Raw genomic sequence first — 20,830 nt, 5'->3', positions numbered from 1 at the left:
CATTCTTTAACTTTTGAACAAAAAAACAGCATTTAACCTGCGTAACTCGACACTTGTGCGATAAATGTACTTTTTTGGGGTTCCAATTTTAAAGGGGAGCTGCTTTACTTTCTAGACATAGTGCGTCGAACGCTTATTTTATAAGTGTACAATAATTTTTACATAAACTTTTTAGACGCCTATCTCTATGCATACACAACAAACTAATTTTGGAGAAAAAGCGTGGCTACAACTAATACAGCAGCACCACGTGATACGTGGGGGTCTAAACTAGGCTTCGTAATGGCAGCAGCGGGTTCCGCTGTCGGTTTAGGCAATATATGGAAATTCCCTTACACAGCAGGTGAGAGTGGCGGCGGTGCATTCGTTGCTATCTATCTTATCTTTGTAATTTTTATCGGCTTTAGCGTGATGCTGACAGAGTTCGCTATTGGTCGTAAGACAGGTCTTTCTGCCGTAGGTGCATTCAAAACAACTGACCGACGCTGGACGTTCACTGGCGTTATGGGAGTCTTCAGTGGTCTTTTGATCATGGGCTTCTACCCTGTGGTTGGTGGTTGGGCATTGGCCTACATCTTTAAAGTGGGTGGTGGTCTACTCAGCGCGCCAGAAGCAATTGGCGACAGTTTTGGCGGTTTCATCTCAGATCCGATTCAACCTTTAATGTGGATGGGTGTTTACCTGTTCCTTAACGTCATGATCGTGATGAAAGGGATTTCGGGTGGTATTGAGAAAGCAGGTAAGGTTCTGATGCCGCTTCTGTTCTTAATCCTAATCGTTGTTTCTGTTAAAGGCTTGATGCTGCCAGGTGCAATGGCTGGCCTTGAGTTCTTATTCATGCCGGACTTTTCTAAAGTCGACAGCAACGTAGTTCTTGCTGCACTAGGGCAGGCGTTCTTCTCACTTAGCTTAGGTATGGGTTGTATGATGACGTACGGTTCTTACCTGAAGAAGAAAGAGAACCTAGTTCAAACAACCGGTATGGTTACAGCGATGGATACTGGTGTCGCGATTCTTGCTGGTGTTGCTATGTTCCCAGCAATGTTTGCCTTTGGCATGGAGCCTGCGGCAGGCCCTGGTCTTGTATTCGTTGTCGTTCCTCAGCTATTTGCTGAAATGGGCGGTGTGATTGGGTTGCTATTCGCGTTGTTATTTTTCATCGGTTTGACGGTGGCGGCATTAACTTCTTCAGTATCACTATTGGAAGTTGTCGTGTCTTACCTAATTGACGAGAAAGGCATGAAGCGCTCTAACGCAGTTCTGTCTGCAAGTGCAGTTATGGCGGCATTATGTATTTTTGCGTCACTATCGTTAGGTGGAATGGGACCAACGCTGTTTGGTACCGGTGCCTTTGATATCTTCGACTTGCTAACGGACAAAATCTTCCTAGCGGTTGGTGGTATGTTGGTTTGTATCTTTGCTGGATGGCGCCTAAGCCGTGCTGAGCTAGAAAAAGAGATCACTAATGACGGCGAAGTATCCTTCCCGTTATTTGGATTGTGGTACAACCTAGTTAAATACCTGATTCCTGTTGCGATTGCTATTGTTGCCTTCATGGGGATTAAGTCTGGCTTTGATAGTGGTAAAGGTGAAATCATGCTGCTGGGTATCGCAATCATTGGTCTTGCTGGTATTTTCTCTAGAAAGCTCTAGCTCAGGCCTTAGGGCAAGCCTCGATAGCTTTGTCCGATAACTTATGTATACTGCTGGCTCCAAACGTGGAGCCAGTTTTTTTTATGTTCGATATTCTACATACCCATCCCGATTTTCTGATCATCAATAAGCATCCCAACGTCTCTGTTCATAAAGACGATGGCGACACAATGCTGCTGCAAGAAGTGGCTAAGCAGAGTGGTGATCAGCAGCTCTATCTTATCCATCGCTTGGATAAAATGACATCGGGTATTCTGCTCCTCGGACGCAACGCCAAAGCGGCCAGTGCGTTATCGCAAGCCTTCGCTGACCGCCAAGTAGAAAAGTTCTACCTAGCGATTGGCTCTAAAAAGCCGAAAAAGAAACAAGGTTTGGTCGTTGGTGATATGGAGCGTTCGCGCCGTTCATCATGGAAGCTGGTCAACAGCAAAAATAACCCAGCCGTCACCCAGTTTTTCTCTCTTGCGGCAGAGCCCGGAGAGCGCCTATTTTTATGTAAGCCACACACTGGTAAAACGCATCAAATCCGCGTGGCATTAAAATCGGTTGGCTCAGGTATTGTTGGCGACCCGATTTACAATGCAGGCAATGAGGCTGATCGCGGTTACCTGCATGCATTTTCACTTTGCTTCCAATACCGAGATGAGCAATATCGCTTTGTTTGCGATCCACGAGAATACCAAGTGCTGGGTAACAAATGGCACAATGAAATCGTCTCTCAGGGGTTGGATACTTGGCTTTCCCCTTGGGAACTGAGCTGGCCTACGATCAAATAACCGTCACAAAGAAAACTAATAAGAGAACTCGATGCAAGTATCACAACTTCCGCTGTTTTTTCAGCATCTAGAAACCGAGCTCGCGCAAGCTCCGAACGAAATTCGTCGACTGTTTCATGGTCGTGGCCGTCGTTTTGAGGGCCTAGAGCAAATCACCTGTGACTGGTTACAAGGTCAGTTGATCATCAACTTGTTTAAAGAAGTCGACGACGCGTTTCTCGCTGAGCTGAAAAGCGGCCTCAATGCGTTGGCACTATCACCACTGTGGGCAGACAAGCAAGGTCGCACTATGGTTCTTCAGCACCGTTATGCCGATGGTGCGCCTTCAGAAGTGCTTGTCGGTGAATTAGACGCTCGCCCTGTCGTTGAAGAAAGTGGTTTGAAATACCAATTGGATATTGGCCGCAACCAAAACTTCGGTCTGTTTTTGGACATGCGCTACGGTCGTGATTGGGTACGCGAAAATGCCAAGCATAAAAACGTGCTCAACTTGTTTGCTTACACGTGTGGCTTTTCTGTCGCTGCCATTGCGGGTTGCGCAGATAAAGTGGTTAACGTCGACATGGCGAAAGCGTCGCTGTCTAAAGGTCGTGAGAACCACAAGCTAAATGGTCATAACATCAACCAGGTAAGCTTTATGGGGCACGATATCTTTAAATCTTGGGGTAAGATTAAGAAATCTGGTCAGTATGACTTGATCATTATCGATCCGCCTTCATTCCAGAAAGGCAGCTTTGCGCTGACTAAAGACTACAAAAAGATTCTACGTCGATTGCCGGATTTGTTGGCAGAAGGCGGTCAAGTGATGGCATGTGTGAACTCACCATCTGTGACAAGCGACTTCTTGATTGAAAGCATGAAAGAAGAAGCGCCAGAGTTGACATTCCGTGAGCGTCTGGATAACCCGCCAGAGTTTATGGACGTAGACAGCGAAGCAGCATTGAAAGTGTTGTTGTTTAGCGAGAAGCAATGACGACGAAACGAAAGTTGTACCTATCTATAATACCAGCCGTTTGAGTACGGCTGGCATCTCCGCGATACCCCGTCAATCTGAATAGCGAGACGCGAGTGTGATTCAGAGTCTATTATCAGAGTGAGTTATTCCTAACACGCTGATATTAGATTCCTGACCTCGCCTAGGCTCGTCGGAATGACGGGAAACAATAAAAGATCGATACCAGCAGCATTAACCGATCTGCACTTCAAGATCCGCTTCGATGATTGATGAGCAGGCGAGCACATAGCCTTGTTCAATTTCTTCTGGCGTCAATGTTTCTAGGCTAGTGGAAGAGACGTTGCCTTTACGAACCTTGCATTTGCACGAGCCACAAATTCCGCTTCGACAAGCGACGATTAATGGTAAACCTGCGCCTTCGAGCACATCGGCCAGTACCTGACCTTTTTGCGCATCGATGCTTTGAGCAAAATCAGGAACAAAAACGTTAACCGTCTCATCGGAGACCGATGTTTCTGCGCCAGTCGCTGGCGTAAAACTCTCTTGGTAGAAGTTCGTCATGTCAAAACCAAGGTCATTCAAATAGCCGTGTACATCTAGCATAAACTGGCTTGGACCACACAGGTAAACGGTGCGCTGTTTGAAATCAGGAACAAGCTCTTTAATCCAGTTGGCATTCAAACGACCTTGTGGGTGTGACGTTCCTTCGCGGTTTTTCAGCAACAGCTTTAAATGGAAGTTGGGATATACGGCGTCTAACGTTTCTAGCTGATCGTAGTAAATCGTCTCTTCTAGGCTGTGTGTGATATGAAGAAATGCGATGTCCACATCGTTGTCGTTTTCATCTTGATTACTCAGCCAGTGCTTTGCCATCGAAAATACGGGCGTGACGCCGCAACCTGCACTGATAAGCAAGGCTCTTGTTTCGCCATCACGTAAAACGGGTGGGTGGTCAATGCAGTTAAATTCGCCCGCTGGTGGTAATGCTTGAACGGTATCACCGAGCAGCAGCGAGTCAACGATGTAGTTCGATACTTTACCGCCAGATACTCGTTTGATGGTGAGTTGAAGGTGATCGTCTTCATTGATCGAGCTGATTGAATAGGCACGAAACTCCATTTTTCCATCAATTTCGACGCCCAAGTTAATAAACTGGCCAGGTTTAAACTGAAACAGAAGTGACTCGGTTAGTTCAGCCAATTTGATGCTGACGGTGTCGTGTGTTTCGAAGTATTTGTCGATGCAACGGAGTGTGACGGGTTGGTTACCTTGCCATTCAAAAAACATAACAATCTCTTTGGTTGTGGCTATTTTGGGTTCGAAATAGATAGCGCCTCCGCGTAAGGAGGCGCGTAACAAGCAAGTTTATTAAGCTGCTAGGATGGCTTTTAGATCATCCTGAACATTGCCAATACTGCGCATATCGAACTTCTCTTGGATGATGGCGATTAGGTTTGGCGTTAGGAATGCCGGTGCAGTAGGGCCTGTGTAAATGCCTTTCACGCCCAATGCAAATAGCGTTAGCAAGATAACGATCGCTTTTTGCTCGAACCAAGAAAGCACAAGCGTGAGTGGTAGTTCATTGATGTCACAGTCAAACTCTTTCGCCAGTGCAAGTGCAAGCTGGATTGCAGAGTAAGCATCGTTACATTGGCCCACATCCAATAGGCGAGGGATGCCGTTGATATCTCCGAACGTATTCTTGTTGAAGCGGAACTTACCACACGCCAAGGTCAGGATTAGCGTGTCTTCTGGCGCTTCAGCCGTAAAATCGGTGTAGTAGCTGCGTTCCGCTTTATCACCATCACAACCGCCGACTAGGAAGAAGTGTTTGATGTTGCCTTGCTTCACTTGGTCGATAACCGCAGGGGCGGCGTTCATCAGTGCATTGCGACCAAAACCAACCGTGATGTGGTGTTCGATTTCATCGTGTTGGAAACCGTCTTGCGCTAGAGCACATTCAATCACTTGGCTAAAATCATCGCCTTCGATGTGAGCCACACCAGGCCAGCCAACAATACTACGAGTGAATAAACGGTCTGCGTATTGACCCACATTTGGATTCAACAAGCAGTTTGACGTCATTACGATTGCACCAGGGAAGTTGGCGAATTCTTTCTGCTGGTTTTGCCATGCGCTGCCGTAGTTACCGACAAGATGAGAGTATTTCTTCAGCTCAGGGTAGCCGTGTGCAGGCAGCATTTCACCATTGGTGTAAACGTTAATGCCTTTGCCTTCGGTCTGTTGCAGGATTTTTTCTAGGTCATGCAAATCATGGCCAGAAACAAGAATACATTTACCTTTTACTGGCTTGACGTTCACCGTGGTTGGTTCTGGATGGCCGAAGGTCGTTGTTTCACCTTGGTCGAGCATTTCCATCACTTTGTAGTTCATCAGGCCGATGCGCATTGAGCAATCAAGTAGTTCGCCAAGATCTTCAGGGTCTGTGCCCAACCACGCCATGATTTCATGGTATTCGGCATAGATATCGTTGTTGGTTTGCTCAAGAACACGTGCGTGCTCCATGTATGCTGCGGCACCCTTAAGGCCGTATAGGCAAAGTAGGCGTAGGCCAATAACATCTTCATGTACTTGGTCCTTACCACGGTTCACCGCGACTTGAGGAGCAAAAGTTAAGATCGCTTCTGCGCTGTTTGGTAGATCGAAGTTGGCAACGGCAGGAATGTCAGTAAGGTTGGTGTTTGACAAAGTCGCAGCAGACATTACTTGCTCTTTTAACAATGCTTTGTACGTTGCGGCTTGAGAAGTTAACTCTAGGATGCGTTCAGGGTCGAAGTTAACGTTCGTCAATGTAGAGAAAAATGCCTTGGGTGCCCATTGGTTGATTTCATCGTTAATGATGTTGAATTCAAGTGCTTTTGATGCCCAAAAAGAAACCCCTTGCAGTGTGTAAACCAACACGTCTTGCAGGTCAGATACTTCAGAAGTTTTACCACACATACCTTGTGCAAAAGAACAACCTTTAACAGCAGGGGTTTGAATTGTCTGTTCACATTGAATACAGAACATATTGGGTTCTCCAGTGATTGTTTTAATAGTCGTGATGTTGACCACTAGAGAGCAGAATGCGTGCCAATTATTATCTTGTTGATTTTTAATGATTTTATTTGTTTTTGATAGGGCGAGTGATGTAATTAAGACAACGTAAATGATGTCTTAATTACATCAGCTTCTTGTGGTTGGTTATTTATTGATCCCGAGCTTTTTACCCATTCGATATAAGTTCCCGCGATCCATTTGCAAAAACTCCGCTGCTTTTGCCCAAACGCCACCAGTTTGGCTTAAAGCATGTTCAATTAAATCACGTTGATAGCTTTCTATCAGTTCTCGCATTGGTTGGCTTTCTTTGGGTAAATAATGCGATGTGTTTTTTACATCACCGAGAGCCAATGAGGTGTCGAAATGGTTAAGCATGATCGTGCTTGCACCTTGTTGAATAGCGTGTAAAGCCGCGCGAGTTAAAGTGTGTTCGAGCTCGCGTACGTTTCCGTACCAAGGTGAAGACTCCAGTTGAGCCAACACCTTAGGGTGAACGTGCAGGTTGGGCGCATTAAATTGTTGGCGTACTTTTTCTAACAGGTATCCTGCTAAAACGGGAATATCTCCGTCACGGGCACGCAGTGGGGGGACTTGGATTGGGAACACGTTTAAACGGTGGAAAAGGTCTACTCGAAACGTGCCAGCTTCGACCTCTTTTTCTAATTGTCGATTAGTCGCGGCGATGATGCGCACATTGACCATCAAATGCTGATCGCTACCTACACGTTGCAGCTCGCCTTGTTGAATCACACGTAGCAATTTTGCTTGCAAAATCAAAGGCAGTTCGCCCACTTCATCAAGGAAAATCGTTCCACCGTCTGCCAGTTCAAACTTACCGGCACGGTGGCTATTAGCACCTGTAAATGCGCCTTTGACATGGCCAAACAGTTCACTCTCAGCCAGACCTTCAGGCAGGGCCGCACAGTTGACGTAAATCATCGGCTTATCGCTACGATGAGATTGCGCGTGTACCGAGTGCGCGACCAGTTCTTTACCAGTACCGGTCTCTCCTGTGATAAGTACTGCGTAATCTGATTGAGCAACGGTCGCAATGTTGTTTCGTAACTGGTTGATCTGTGGACTCAAACCCACCATTTCACCATGTTGAGAACGGGCTTGCTGGATAAGGGTTTGAGTGACGCTTTTTTGCTTCTGGTTTTGCGCTTTGAGCGCTTTTAACTGAGCAATGTTACGCAATGTCGCAGCGGTCAAAGCCGCAAAGGTTTCGATAGCGACAGGATCGATGCCATCAAACGCGCCCACCGTTAGTGCATCCATCGTTAGTGCGCCAACAAGTTGGCCTTCGACATACAAGCTAAAGCCCATGCAATCGTGAACATCAATGCATTGGTCTTCAGTTAATAGTGTGCCGTCGAAAGGATCCGGCAGTGAACAATCGGCATCGAAACGCACCGGTTCACGGCTATGAATAATGGCATCTAAGCGAGGGTGCGCCTTGGGGAAATAGCGACGACCTAAGACCGAGCTGGATAAGCCTTTTACCGCGACAGGAGTTAGAAACCCATCCTCATCGAAGATAAACAGGCAGCTCGCATCACATGGGAATACTTGCGCGACCCCATCAATGAGATTTTGATATTGCTGCTCGTGAGAGCGATTTGAGCTGAGGTTTAGCGCGATATTAAGGAATACGTGGTCAACAGTCGGAGTCATAACAAGCCCAAAGTTATCTGGAATGGGCTCATGCTAGCAACTTGATGTCATTTGAACATCGAAAGGTGTGGGAGATTGATGTTCCATTGACGACGATCAAGTTTGATACGAAAAGAAACGCGCAAGTTAACAAGCCAGTGATGTAAGCTTGCGCGGATTAGGTGTTTGAATTAAAGCAGGCCAAAGGTTTGGTTCGTCCGAATTAACGAGGAACGACTCTGGCGTCATTACCAGAAACATTGATTTGGACCGCTTGGCCTGGTTGGAAAATCATGTTTGGATTTGCTTCTTGAACAATAGAGATAATCTTTCCGTCCTCTAAACGAATGGTCAGATTCACGCCATTTCTTTTCGCGGTTGCTTCAGCCGCTTTGCTGCCTGCATAGCCACCCAATAGACCACCACCAATGGCAGCGATATCCGAGCCAGAACCGCCCCCAACTTTTGAGCCTAAGATCCCGCCCACGGCAGCACCAGCGATGGTGCCAATGGCATTGGATTGGGTAGAGGCATCAATGGTTACGGGTTCTACTTTTTCTACTGTGCCGTAGTAAACCTGCTGAACTTTGCGAGTGTCGGATGAGCCGTATGCATCTCCGTACGGGTTAGGTGAGCTACAGCCGCCAAGCACGAGCGCACAAGTAATGGTGAGCAACATGCCTAAATTGATCTGTTTTTTCATATAGCCTCCGAATGGTTTCTTCATTCAAAGAGTATATACCCCAATTTAACCTGCGTTTTGGTGCTTTATAAAACAGTGGCTTAGCGGCCTGTCCCTTAAGGAAACGCGATTGTCTAAGCAGTATTAATGATCGTTAAGCGTATGAAACCCTGAATAAATACGTGTAAAAGTAGTAAACCAGCATGCCGCGCCAAAGATATACGCGATGACGGCAAAGTGTTGCGGTAGCAAACAAAATAAAACCAAGCAGCCAATGGTTTCTGTACCTTCGGTTAAGCCGCTCATGTAGTAAAGCGATTTGTTTTTATATACCGGATTATCGATGCCTTGTTTTCCTGCCATGATGGCAAAAGCCAAAAAGCTACTACCAGTGCCGATGAAGGAAAAAATCAAAAATGCGCCTGCAACGGCATTGTGCTCTGGGTTGGCAAGCACAAAGCCAAAAGGAATCAACGAATAGAACAAAAAATCTAAGCTGATATCAAGAAAACCACCCGCATCGGTAATGCCTTGAATCCTCGCCAGTGCACCGTCTAACCCATCACAGATTCTGTTCAGCAAAATAAACAGCAACGCCAACAAGTACTGTTCGGTGATCAAAGCCGGCAGGGCAAAACAGCCAAGTACAAAACCAAACACTGTCGTCTGATTTGCAGTGATACCACATTTATCGAGATATTTCGCACTGAGTGCCAGCGGTTTGCGGATGAGCTTTATACTCAGGCTATCAAGCATGATTTGTCTCCCACGGCCAGTTTAGGCAGCTGCTGCCATCAGGAATATCGTCTTCATCGTGCGTTACCATCAAAGTAGGGATGTTCGCTTGCTGCAATTGTTCGACCACCCAATTGCGAAATTGCACGCGCAGGTCTTTATCCAGCTTGCTATAGGGCTCATCAAGTAGCGCAACTTTTGGCTTTGCTAGCAGCATACGAGTCAATGAGATACGGGCACGTTGCCCTCCCGAAATTTGGTCAGGAAAGGACTCTGCTAGTTTGGTCAATGAAATGTTCTTCAGTGCTTGCATAGCGTGAGCTTTACGCTCTTCACCTTTGATTGAGTTTGGTAGCGCGAAGGCAAGGTTCTCCCACACCGTTAAATGAGGGAAGAGCAAATCTTCTTGGAATAGAATACCGACCTGACGCTTATGGGCAGGGAGGGCATCCAACTTTTCGTTATCAAGCGTAATGGATCCAGAGTAGTTGAACTCGGCGGATAGGTGCCCGGCAATGGCATCCAACAAAGTGGATTTACCACAACCGCTAGGCCCCATCAGGGTAACGATTTCACCTTTTTCTACGGTCATGTTGAACGCTGAAAAAAGCGCGTCGCCATTGGTTTTACGGATGGCGAGGTTTTCGAGACAAAGACTCATTCAGTAGTAAACCTTTTATAGACAAGCGGCGATACTTCCTGTGCAAGTGGCTAAGCAGTATCGCAAAAGAAAAGAACAAGAATGGCAGCAGAGCTTGCCAAATGGCGTAAATAGCGGTGACACGTCGGTCAAAACCACTGGATAGTGCAACGGCTTCGGTTGTGATGGTGCTAATGCGCCCAGCCCCTAGCACCAATGTTGGTAGGTATTGCGCCAGGCTGACACTAATACCGACAGCCCACGCGAATGCAATTGCAGGCAAGAGGATTGGCAGTTTCACTTTTAACCAAGCTTGCATCGGTGATTTACCCAAGCTGAGTGCGACGCGAGTTAAGCCGTTATCGAAGCTGCGCCACGGACCGTCTAGCGAGAGGTAAATAAATGGGAACGCAAAGAATATATGCGCCCAACATACCCAAAAGAAATACGCATTACTGTTTAAGTACAGCGTCACTACTTGCATACCGAATAGCACGGATAGCTGAGGAATCAGCATTGGGATGGCGATGATGTAACCGGGCACCTGCCAGCGATAACGGAGACGATACTCATGTGCTATTAAAGCAAGAACTAGCGCGACAGTCGCGCTGATTAGGGCGATTGACATACTTTGTTCTAGAGTCCCTAGAATACTGTGCCATTCGTATTCCCAAAAACGCAGGCTGTAACGGCTTGGGAGCAAATCTGGAAAGCGCCAACGTTGGGCAAAGCTCCACAGCACCATGAGTGGAATCATTAGAAGTGCAAGTAGCGCTACCAGTGAAAATAGGGTTTTACCGGGTAAACGAAACCCGTTTCGACCAGAGTACTGCCAGCGTTTGAAGCCTTTGGTAATACACCATTCCATTAAGCGTGCAAATCCAATCAAAAGGCTTGCGATCGCAAACAGTATTACTGCGCCAGCGGCCGCTCTTGGTAGGAGCGATAAATCTGGATCGTTAAACCATTGCCATACCAAAACCGCAAACGTCGGCGGGTTGGTGGGGCCAATAATCAGGGCGACATCGACAACGGACAAACTGTAAGCCAATACCGCCAGCATTGGAAAGCGCAGTTTTGCTATCCACTGTGGGAACACGCATTTCCACCACGCTTGCGCCGAACTGTAGCCCATCGAATGACTGACTTTTTCAATCTTATCGACTTTCAATTGCTGAAGAATTGGAATACTCATCAACAATAAAAACGGCACTTCTTTAATCGCAAGCATGATGATCAAACCGAGTGCGTGCGGATCTTTAATCAGCAATGCTAAGTCATTCACCGTTTGTGCATTCGGGTCGTAACCAAACAGTTGGTTGAGAACCCTAACGCCCATACCAGTTGGGGCAAACAAGAACGCAAAGCCAATCGCAAACGCTACGTGCGGCATGGCAAGAAGTGGCGAGAGGCTTACTTCAATTTTTCGCCAAAACTTGCTACCCCAAGAGGCTTGCAAAATCGCAAATGTGATCAAGCAAGCCAAGTAGCTACTGAAAATGGCAGAGTAGAAAGTAAGCCCGATGGATGTCCAAACACCCTCCCAATCAAAAACAGCGTTAAAGCCATCTAAAGAAAAGTGGTGCAAGCCGATAGGAGGCACATAACCGAGCGCAGAGACAACCACTCCAAGTAGTCCCGGAATGGTAGGCAAAATACAAACTGCGATAATGACTAAATACAGCGCTCTTAACATGGATTCTTACTAATTCCCGTAGCGTTTCAACCATTCTTTTTCTAACGTCGCTTGCCAACTTGGATGTGGCTCAGCGATAGATTTGAATTGTTGAGTGTTTTTGGCCGAACCAGTTAGGTATTGGTTGCTTAGTACCGAAGGGTCGCCCCAGATGTTTAGGTTACCTTTGCGAGACTGTGCTTCAGGGCTCAATAAAAAGTTTATCGCAACTTGTGCACCAGCACTGGCATTTGCGTTCCAAGGAATCGCTAAAAAGTGGATATTTGAGAGTGCTCCTGCGTCCATTGCGTACGCTTTGGTGCTCTCTGCAAGATTACCGCTCGACTGCGCAGAGAAAACCGCGTTCGGGTTAAAGGTAATCGCCAGGTCAGTCTGACCATCATCTAGTAGCTGAAGGGTTTCTGCTGTACCGCCTGGAAACTGCTTACCACCGCGCCAAGCGACTTTATGGAACTCATCTAGATAAGACCACAGCGGTTGAGTGACTTGCTCAAACGTGTCATCGGTAACTGGTTGTTGCAGCTCAGGGGCGTTGTTAGACAGTTCAATGAGTAATGCTTTGATAAAGCTTGTGCCATGAAACTCTGGTGGTCGAGGGTAAGTCAGGCGATTCGGGAACGCTTTTGCATAGCTCAGCATTTCTGCGAATGATTTTGGAGGGTTATGGAGGGTTTGCTCGTCATGGATAAACACTAATTGTCCTACTCCCCAAGGTGCTTCTAGACCTTCTGTTGGCTCGGAGAAGTCCACATCAATTGGTAGAGATTTATCCACATATTGCCAGCTTGGCAAACCTTCGACAAAAGGACCAAATAGCAATTGGTTATCCTTCATTGATTTGAAGTTTTCGCCATTGATCCAAACCATATCAACACTGCCACCGCTGTTTTTGCCTGCCGCTTTTTCTGCGATAAGTCGAGTAGTGGTCTCAGAAATATCAGTTACTTTAACGTGGTTTAGCGTCACGTTATAACGTGATTTTAGCTCTCTACTCGCCCACTGTATGTAGCGATTAATTTCTTGGCTTCCGCCCCAAGCATGAAAGTAGACGGATTGCCCGTCGGCTTGTTGTTCGATTTTTTGCCATTCGCTATTCACTGATGAATCGGCAAAAGAAGGTGTCGCAAAAGTCGTGGCTAAAATGCCAATGCTGCTGAGTAGCTTTTTCATATCTATTCCGTGTTATGTCTTTTGGTGCTTGCTTTCGTTTCTATTGACGTTTTCGCAAGTCGTTCCGCTCTGTTACAAGGATAGTAATTCATCTCTCTCTATTATCAATGCCAATCCCAAACGGAATCACTCATTGATTCAAAGAATTACTCTCAATGTGAAGCAAAACGAAGAAAGGACAAATTTGGTGTCATTTTAGGAGCGGACCGTTTGTTTGAGGATATTCTTTCAAGTAATTGAAAATTATTGTCCCCAGAGATATGAATAGGTTGTTTTACAGAGCAAAATTGATGTTTAAAGCATGGAATTGAGGGCGAAAAGAGAAAGAAAGTTGGCCATTTAAATGACTTTGGCATGCATGACTAACGATTCATCGATATAAAAAAAGCAGCCGTTTGGCTGCTTTAAGATACTATCTGGTTTACTTAGTTGGGATTAGTTTACCCAGTCACGTAGTGTAAACGTCAATTCGTGATCGGCACTTTTCAGAACAAGACCATCTGTAGTTAGCGTGATATCGCTCCAGTTAGATAGTGTTTGTGTCATTGCGTTTTCGATCTTCATTTGATCTTCCATACACATCTTCATGGTCATGCCCATTTTTTCGATGCGTAGTTGGTTGTTTTTCAGCTCGGCTTGACCGAAGAAGTTGTTACAACCTGCGTTGCCGTTTGCGGTTAGATTTTCACCGATTTCTAGGCGAGCCGCTTTTTGGTGTTCGTCTAGAACGATATTTTTGCCATCAACTTGAACAAGTTCCCAGTTGTGGTGCTGCAAATCTTGAGCCGTTATTTCTTTCACATCATCACCGTTGCTAGCACAAGCAGTCATAAGAACAGGGAGAGAGATTGCTGTAACTAACGTTTTTAGGCTAAGCTTCATTTTATAGACTCCGTTTTTATAAACGCGGTAAGTATAAGTAATAAAACACTGTTTTTGTCAGCATAAGGTTATGGTTTCGTATGTTTTTGACATAACGAAGTATATAGCAAGTTTTGTTGCTGACTAATCTTCTCATTATTTAAACTAGGCCAATACGCCCTAATATGGAAAGAGCGGTTTTAGTATGGAGCAACTGGAGTTTTTTACTGTCCCAAGCCCTTGTGTTGGAGTATGTACCTCCGATGAAAAAGGGTATTGCAAGGGGTGTATGAGAAAGAGAGAGGAAAGGTTTAATTGGCTTAACTTAACCCCTGCTCAGCAGTTGCACGTTATTAAGTTGTGTCGTCAAAGGTACAGAAGAAAGATGTTGGCCGGGAAGACGAAGCCAGAACAGCTTCAAGATGAGTCATCGCCTCAACAAGACTTATTCTAGAATTCTTGTTCAGTCTGTGGGGTTACGCCTTCGCTTTCGGTTCTGATTAGGCTTTTACATATTCCCGGTCCGGCAAGGTGTCCTTTAAGAACCGGGAATCTCCTATCCATTTTCCCTATAGAGCGGTAATTGGCGTTATTTCATCGACCAACGGTCGCTAACCCAGCCTCCCGCTTGTTCGTCGAAGTGATTTCCTGAAAATCTATGATTGAATTCAACATCTAATTTACTTGTTGGGCGTTCATCCATCAGTTGATGAATATATCTCGCCATAGGATCCGTACAAGCTTCACGCTCTCTACGGGTAACTACTTCTTTGATCATTTGGAGTCTGTAGCTATTGCTGGCTCGTTTCATTTTTGACCTCCAGAACTCGATGGCAGCAGTTTGAACACATTGACGTCCAGATCGCTGCTCATTAGTGTGCGCGTGGAGGCACATCACCATCGTTTGAAGTCCAAAGACAAATTGTTTGAGAGCAGTGTTTGTAACGCCATTCACATCTTTCTCAGAATCATTGACTATGCTATTAAAAATGTTTCGCGAAATTTAGCCGATGAACCTGCATATTTAAAAGACCTTATCAAACATAGAAGCCCAACACAGGGGCGTCAATAACACAAATGAACAATTTTTGAACATATTGTGAAGGTGGAGAGTTTTCAGTAATTTATCGAAAATAAAAAACCGAAGCACAAAGCTTCGGTTTTAAGGAAAGCCCTGACGAAATTGCTTGTAAAAGCTCTTAGCGCCAGGGGTAAGGTGTTGAGTATTAGCTACCAGTTGCAGGACAACCTTTTACTGGTTGGCCATTACTGAAGTACTTGATGTTCTCTAAGTTCTTGTTGTAGTTATCCGCAGAGATTTGTGGGTTGTTTACGAAGAACTCGCGCAAAACGTATGCATCGGTTAGCTGTGTAGATTGAACATCGATGATTGGATAGTTATCGCCACCAGCAGCACTGAAGCTGATTACAGAGAATGTGTACGTTGCGTCTAGATCGAAGCCTTTATTGTTAATATCGGTAATGGTTACTGAGCCAGCATCACAATTTACATCTAAAGTGATGTTATCTAGTTGAGCGTAAGCACCAGACCCTGCAGATTTCGTCGCAACCACGTCTAGGTATTCTTTAACTTCTTTACCTGTCATAGTTGCTTTAGTCACGAAGTTACCAAATGGCTGAACCGTTAGTACGTCACGGTAAGTGATATCACCATCTTGGATTGAATCACGCACGCCGCCAGAGTTCATCACACCAAAGTCAGCATTTACCGTTTTGTAAGTACGGTATGCCTCGCCGAGTAGGTGACCTAGGTTAGTTTGTTGAGAGCGAACTACGTTACGATCACCTTCTAACTTACCCGTCGTATTAGAAATCTTCTCATCTAATAACTCTTGACCTTGTTGTTGGTATGGCAGTAGTAACGCTTTTACTGTTGCATCTTGTTGAATTCGTTCACCGATAACTTCATCGTTTTCGTCTAGAAGGTTTACAGGAATCAGTGCGTAGTTCGCTAAGTGAAGCTTGCCGTCGTAGTATTCGAAGTCAGCACGACCCACATATTTACCCCACTCATGCGCTTGCATAATCCAAGTGCCTTTTTGTTGGTCTGGGGCACAATCATCCCCAGGTTTGAAATCAGCATACTCATTGGTACCTGGTTCCATACATACAGGGTTTTGCGAGTGACCACCGATGATAGCGTTTAGCTGTCCTTCTTCAAGAGAGCGAGCGAGTTTCACGTCACCTGGTGCTTCACTACCGTTTTTACCATCTTCGTAGTGACCCATGTGCGTCGTTGCAAATACTAGGTCTACCTTTTCGTTCTCTTCGATTTCCTTCAGTACCTTTTTGATTTCTACTTGAGGGTCTTCGAAGTGGATGTTTGATACGTTGTCTGGATTGACTAGCTTCGCAGTGTCTTGCGTTGTTAGACCAATAACAGCGATCTTAAGGCCGTTGATAGTAAATACTTTGTAAGGGTCGAAGTAACGCTCGTTTGTATCTTTTTTATAGATATTCGCAGCCAGCATAGGGAAGTCAGCTAGCTCGGCTTGCATATCGAGAATATCTAGTGAGTTATCAAATTCGTGGTTACCGACAGCCATTGCATCGTAACCAAGTAGGTTCATCCCTACGAAGTCTGGAACCGCATCTTGCATGTCTGATTCTGGTACACCGGTATTAATATCACCGCCAGATAGCAGAATGGTTTCACCGCCTTTTGCTTCGACTTCTGCGCGGATAGATTCGATTAAAGTGTGACGCGCAGCCATGCCGTATTCGCCGTCGCTGTTATGCCAAAAGCGACCATGGTTATCGTTAGTGTGGAGAACGGTGAACTTAGTACAAGAATCTGCAGTCTCGCAGGTTACTGGAGAATTGTCGCTGTCTGAGCCGCATCCTGCTAGCGCAGCGCCCACTGCCACTACCAAAAGAGATTTGGAAAACTTCATAAGGGATCCTTTCTTTGTGATTTTGTTATTGTTACGGCGTGAAATATACGGAATTAATGTGAAACTTTAGTGATCTATCTCTTATTTATACTTCTATCGGAGCAATGAATTAATAAGCCTGCAAACTACGTCTATAAATAAACAGAATTGGTATTTAGTATTTATTTTATATAGCTAGCTCTATTTTTTGTGAGGTAGTTAATTGAATGTGTGTTGTTTATGTGAATCAATGCGCATTTTTGCGAAGTATTACGCTGATTTTGGTGATAATTTTGCCAAGTTTATGTTTTCCCTAATAGGTATGACACAAATCGTTATAAATTTTCGCTCTAATGATGAGGGGCTCGGTTTGTATGCATAATGAACAGCACAGAATTGAAACTCATTTGATTATGGCTTTATTCTGCCTAACTCTATCAAAAATTGTATTTATCTCTTTACTATAATTGCGATCGTTTAGAAACCTTATGCTTTAGGCATCGTTTATTTATCCTCATCCGATACCTTATCGTGCTTATTCCGCATTTGACACTTGAGTGTTTAAACAAATAGATTCAACCTAATGAGTCAAAATGAAAAGTAAATAATGGATCGTTCTTCTTCGAATATTATGATGTGAACTATCATTTAATTAATGAAAATGAAATGGATTAATGTAAAGCGTTGCGACTGTAGCTGTAATCTTTGAGCTTTGGTTTAAAGGGTAGGGTTAAAAGAATTTGTAAGTGGTTAACGCTAATAAAGGATGCTTATGAGATACACAGTAAGGGACGCACTCAAAAAGGAAGCAGCCCAAATCGCCAAGATACACGTTGATTCTTGGCAGGTGGCGTATAAAGGATTAATGCCAAAGAGCTACATAGAGCAGTTTACGATTGAGCGTCGAGAAAGGATGTGGGCGCGAGTGATGACGGAGCAACTGGCCCAATTGATCGTAGTTGAGAGGCAAGGAGAAATTGTTGGCTTTTTAAGTTACGAGTTACCTAACCACACCAGCGAAGATAAAACGGCATTAGTGACATGTTGCTACGTTACGCCGCTACATTATGGGCAAGGAGCAGGAAGTGCACTGTTAGATGAGTTAGAGACACGTTTGCTCTCTACGTCAGTTATGCAGATCAGTTTGAAAGCACTGGATACTAATCAACAGGGGCTTAACTTTTACAAGAAGTGTGGTTTTGTGCGTACTGGAGAGGAAGAGTCGGAAGTGATTGATAGTATGACGCTGACCGATCTCACTTTAGTGAAGTATATTGCCCGTTCATAAATCAAATGTTATAGGCCAAATATAGTAAAACCCCGGAGGTGGTAAGACTCCGGGGTTTTGAAATTTTTAGATGTCTCGGTTGGTAAGTCCGATTATCTTTTATGCAAAAGGTTTGGATTTAATCCGATTAATTCCTTGGTAGGGAATTAGATGCGGATGAAGTCCATGTGTTCAACTTTTGGCTTGAACGCGTGACGTTGAACGTCTTGTGGCTTAACTTTAACTTCTTTGCCATCGATAACTAGAACGATGCCTTCGTAGAATTCAGGCTTGTCCATTTGGTTTACGATGTCGTCGTGGTTAAGAACGATAGCTACTGCTGCTTCTTCACCGCCGTATACAACTGCAGGGAATTTGCCAGCGTGACGTAGGCGGCGGCTCGCACCTTTACCTAGTTCAGTACGTACTACTGCTTCGAATTTCATAGTATTTACTCTCAAATTAGTAAAAATCAAATGTTCACAATCAACAATGCGACCTTGTTGTTCGTGGTAAAGCTTGAAACAGGAACTGTTCAAGCGAGCGCGGATACTATCATTCCACTTATAAATGGGCAACCCAAATCGTATCCAAATCAACAAAAAGGTATGATTTAGCGGGGTGGAAGGCTATCCCTTTTAACGCTTTGCTTGGATTTTGTTCACATCGACTTCATTTTCATCGGTTTACTGATCAAGGTCCGAAGAACAAAGTTTACTGTTATATGCTTTATGTTCGGCTGAGATGTAAGACTAAAGATGCTTTTAATCCACCCAAAGCGCTTGTATCCAATGTTAATTGACCTCGGTAACTGTGTGCCATTTCACTGACTATGTTTAGACCAAGACCTGAGCCAGGGGTTGTTTCATCCAATCTAACTCCTCTCTTGATTACTTGACTCAGTTTCTCTTTAGGGATGCCTGGCCCATCATCTTCAATAATGATGTGTATATTTTCCTTATCCTGAGAGGAGTGCACACGAATCATGCTGTTGGCCCACTTATAGCCATTTTCTAGCAAGTTACCTAGCATTTCATCGAGATCGGTCTGCTCTACTGCTACATTCAGCTCTGAATCAAGTTCATTAATTAAGGTAATGCTTCGGCTCGCATACACTTTATCAAACGCCATTGAGATAGCATCCACACGATCTGCTGGGTTCGACTTCACTGATAATATGTTCATCGATCCGGCCATACGGGCACGACCCAAATGGTAATCGATATGGTCTTGTATTTGATTGATTGGAGCCCGGAGACGGGATTGTGCCTCAGGTTCTAACGTCTGAACTTCATTTTTTAGAACAGAAAGTGGCGTTTTAAGTGCATGAGATAGGTTACCTGCATGATTGCGAGCTCTCTCTAGTAATTCTTGGTAATGGAACAGCAGAGCGTTGAGGTCGAAGATTAGAGGAGAAATCTCTTTTGGGTAGGTTTCTTCTAGACTCTTTTTATTACCAGACTTCAGCTCGGCTAATTCTTTTTGTAGCTTTGTAAGCGGACTCAATGACCAAGCAATTTGCAGTAAAATGACGGTAAGTACGCCCGCGAATAATAAACCCAAAATAAGCCAAAGTTGGCCGATTAACGTTTGAAGGGTATTTTTAATGGGCTCTTCGTCAATACCAATAATAATGTGAATAGGACCATCGTAATCAGGAAGATACAGTGCTTTTTCTAGCGTAATTAGTTTTTCGCCTCTTGCTCCATACGCATCTTTATCCAAACCTTTGTATTCGATTTTTTTGTCCCACAACGAACGAGAACGTTCGAGGCTTGCCTCTGTAGAGGCACTCCAATACAAACCACTGTAAGGTCGGTTAAATCGAGGGTCTGATAGCTGAGCTGCGAGTGAAAGATGCCCGGTGTTATCGACTTCTAACTGTGCTGCGACTTCATCCATAAAAATGCTGAGCTGTGAGCGAGTGTCATCAACCATATAGTTGTAGACCTGCGTCGGTATCGTCACACCAGCGGCGAGGATCATTGCCGTTAACCAAACGATCGCCGCTAAAACGAGGCGACTTTTGATACTCAGTCGTTTTATTGCGTTCAACGGTAGCCTGTTTCTATTCGGCATTTAATTGGTATCCCAACCCTCGGACAGTTTTGATGATCTTTGGTGCGATTTTTTTGCGAATTCGGCCGATAAAAACTTCGATTGTGTTGGAGTCACGATCAAAGTCTTGTTTGTAAATGTGCTCGACGAGTTCGGTTCGAGAAATCACTTTTTCCGGGTTATGCATAAAGTAAGCGACCACTTTATACTCTAGCGCCGTCAAGCTTACCGCTTGCCCTTGCCACATGACTTTAGAAGTGCGTGTATCCAAGCTCAAGTCGCCAATTTGCATCACAGGAGAGGCATTACCAGAGGCTCTTCGCAGCTGTGCACGAATACGAGCGATAAGCTCAACCATTTCAAATGGTTTAGTTAGGTAATCGTCTGCACCTGCGTTTAAGCCTTCAACTCGCTGCGTTAGGGTGTCGCGAGCGCTTAAAATCACGACAGGAGTATTAATGTTTTCATCTCTGATGCCTTTTAGGACGGTAAGACCATCCAGTTTTGGCAAGCCGAGGTCGAGAACAATGGCGTCCCATTCTTCCGAAGTCGCGCGATACAGAGCGTCTATGCCATCTTGGGACAATTCTGGTACCCAGCCGGTACTTTCTAATGTTTCGATGATTTGCTCGCCTAAACGAGGATCATCTTCAACAACAAGTATTTTCATATTGATGATTCTTATTATGTTTGGATTTTTATCGAAGTAAGCTACGCATCGTGTCTGGAT

Annotated in this window: 19 protein-coding genes; 5 read left to right on the top strand and 14 right to left on the bottom strand. The window is 44.9% G+C overall.

Features of this window, described 5'->3' with window-relative positions; all coding sequences use genetic code 11:
• Positions 1-282: 282 nt before the first annotated feature.
• From KJB35_RS07335 to KJB35_RS07325, 3 genes are all read left to right on the top strand, one after another.
• Positions 283-1,653, top strand: a complete 1,371-nt coding sequence (locus KJB35_RS07335; protein ID WP_043884644.1) for a sodium-dependent transporter — start codon at positions 283-285, stop codon at positions 1,651-1,653.
• Positions 1,654-1,736: 83 nt separating this feature from the next.
• Entirely contained in the window at positions 1,737-2,429 is a 693-nt protein-coding gene (locus tag KJB35_RS07330; protein ID WP_086046635.1) for a TIGR01621 family pseudouridine synthase, read from the top strand.
• A 31-nt stretch (positions 2,430-2,460) separates the two neighbouring features.
• The gene (locus KJB35_RS07325; RefSeq protein ID WP_213907836.1) at positions 2,461-3,402 is read left to right on the top strand and encodes a class I SAM-dependent methyltransferase; all 942 of its coding nucleotides are present in this window, start codon (positions 2,461-2,463) and stop codon (positions 3,400-3,402) included.
• Between the two features lie 213 nt (positions 3,403-3,615).
• Here KJB35_RS07325 and KJB35_RS07320 read toward each other — a convergent pair whose 3' ends face one another.
• The 9 genes from KJB35_RS07320 to KJB35_RS07280 form a co-directional block, all read right to left on the bottom strand.
• Complete coding sequence (locus KJB35_RS07320; RefSeq protein WP_213907838.1) at positions 3,616-4,671, bottom strand: hybrid-cluster NAD(P)-dependent oxidoreductase; 1,056 nt, start codon at positions 4,669-4,671, stop codon at positions 3,616-3,618.
• 81 nt (positions 4,672-4,752) lie between these two features.
• Entirely contained in the window at positions 4,753-6,414 is a 1,662-nt protein-coding gene (gene hcp / locus KJB35_RS07315) for a hydroxylamine reductase (RefSeq protein ID WP_213907840.1), read from the bottom strand.
• A 174-nt stretch (positions 6,415-6,588) separates the two neighbouring features.
• On the bottom strand, positions 6,589-8,118 hold the full coding sequence (gene norR / locus KJB35_RS07310; protein ID WP_167415136.1) for a nitric oxide reductase transcriptional regulator NorR: 1,530 nt from the start codon (positions 8,116-8,118) through the stop codon (positions 6,589-6,591).
• Positions 8,119-8,320: 202 nt separating this feature from the next.
• Positions 8,321-8,800 (bottom strand): glycine zipper 2TM domain-containing protein, encoded by a 480-nt coding sequence (locus KJB35_RS07305; RefSeq protein ID WP_005386695.1) that lies wholly within the window; start codon positions 8,798-8,800, stop codon positions 8,321-8,323.
• Positions 8,801-8,923: 123 nt separating this feature from the next.
• Entirely contained in the window at positions 8,924-9,535 is a 612-nt protein-coding gene (locus KJB35_RS07300) for a CDP-alcohol phosphatidyltransferase family protein (RefSeq protein WP_042522015.1), read from the bottom strand.
• Positions 9,528-10,175 (bottom strand): ATP-binding cassette domain-containing protein, encoded by a 648-nt coding sequence (locus KJB35_RS07295; protein ID WP_065274385.1) that lies wholly within the window; start codon positions 10,173-10,175, stop codon positions 9,528-9,530. The genes KJB35_RS07300 and KJB35_RS07295 overlap by 8 nt, the downstream gene beginning before the upstream one ends.
• Positions 10,141-11,850, bottom strand: coding sequence for an ABC transporter permease (locus tag KJB35_RS07290; RefSeq protein WP_213907842.1), 1,710 nt, complete (start codon positions 11,848-11,850; stop codon positions 10,141-10,143). Before KJB35_RS07290 ends, KJB35_RS07295 begins: the two co-directional genes overlap by 35 nt.
• Before the next feature lie 9 nt (positions 11,851-11,859).
• Positions 11,860-13,020 (bottom strand): ABC transporter substrate-binding protein, encoded by a 1,161-nt coding sequence (locus tag KJB35_RS07285; protein WP_205390812.1) that lies wholly within the window; start codon positions 13,018-13,020, stop codon positions 11,860-11,862.
• A 435-nt stretch (positions 13,021-13,455) separates the two neighbouring features.
• A complete protein-coding gene (locus KJB35_RS07280) occupies positions 13,456-13,902 on the bottom strand; it encodes an META domain-containing protein (protein ID WP_042522007.1) in 447 nt (148 codons plus the stop codon).
• A gap of 184 nt (positions 13,903-14,086) precedes the next feature.
• On the opposite strand from KJB35_RS07280, the gene KJB35_RS07275 reads away from it, so the two are divergent.
• Positions 14,087-14,335 (top strand): DUF1289 domain-containing protein, encoded by a 249-nt coding sequence (locus KJB35_RS07275; RefSeq protein ID WP_005378062.1) that lies wholly within the window; start codon positions 14,087-14,089, stop codon positions 14,333-14,335.
• A 135-nt stretch (positions 14,336-14,470) separates the two neighbouring features.
• Here KJB35_RS07275 and KJB35_RS07270 read toward each other — a convergent pair whose 3' ends face one another.
• Both KJB35_RS07270 and ushA read right to left on the bottom strand, forming a co-directional pair.
• Positions 14,471-14,692, bottom strand: a complete 222-nt coding sequence (locus KJB35_RS07270; protein ID WP_005386686.1) for a hypothetical protein — start codon at positions 14,690-14,692, stop codon at positions 14,471-14,473.
• A gap of 415 nt (positions 14,693-15,107) precedes the next feature.
• Positions 15,108-16,796 carry a bifunctional UDP-sugar hydrolase/5'-nucleotidase UshA gene (gene ushA / locus KJB35_RS07265; protein WP_005378064.1) on the bottom strand — a complete coding sequence of 563 codons (1,689 nt, stop codon included), beginning with the start codon at positions 16,794-16,796 and terminating at the stop codon, positions 15,108-15,110.
• A gap of 751 nt (positions 16,797-17,547) precedes the next feature.
• On the opposite strand from ushA, the gene KJB35_RS07260 reads away from it, so the two are divergent.
• Entirely contained in the window at positions 17,548-18,063 is a 516-nt protein-coding gene (locus tag KJB35_RS07260) for a GNAT family N-acetyltransferase (protein ID WP_064353820.1), read from the top strand.
• 146 nt (positions 18,064-18,209) lie between these two features.
• Here KJB35_RS07260 and rplY read toward each other — a convergent pair whose 3' ends face one another.
• The 3 genes from rplY to KJB35_RS07245 all read right to left on the bottom strand — a co-directional run bounded on the left by rplY (position 18,210) and on the right by KJB35_RS07245 (position 20,770).
• Positions 18,210-18,488, bottom strand: a complete 279-nt coding sequence (rplY, locus tag KJB35_RS07255) for a 50S ribosomal protein L25 (protein ID WP_005378066.1) — start codon at positions 18,486-18,488, stop codon at positions 18,210-18,212.
• Positions 18,489-18,771: 283 nt separating this feature from the next.
• Positions 18,772-20,121, bottom strand: coding sequence for an ATP-binding protein (locus KJB35_RS07250; protein ID WP_005378071.1), 1,350 nt, complete (start codon positions 20,119-20,121; stop codon positions 18,772-18,774).
• The gene (locus tag KJB35_RS07245) at positions 20,111-20,770 is read right to left on the bottom strand and encodes a response regulator transcription factor (protein ID WP_005378073.1); all 660 of its coding nucleotides are present in this window, start codon (positions 20,768-20,770) and stop codon (positions 20,111-20,113) included. Before KJB35_RS07245 ends, KJB35_RS07250 begins: the two co-directional genes overlap by 11 nt.
• Positions 20,771-20,830 lie beyond the last annotated feature (60 nt).

The sequence above is a fragment of the Vibrio sp. D431a genome, from assembly GCF_030248655.1.
Lineage (GTDB): Bacteria > Pseudomonadota > Gammaproteobacteria > Enterobacterales > Vibrionaceae > Vibrio > Vibrio alginolyticus.
This window is presented reverse-complemented; position numbering and strand designations above follow the sequence as displayed.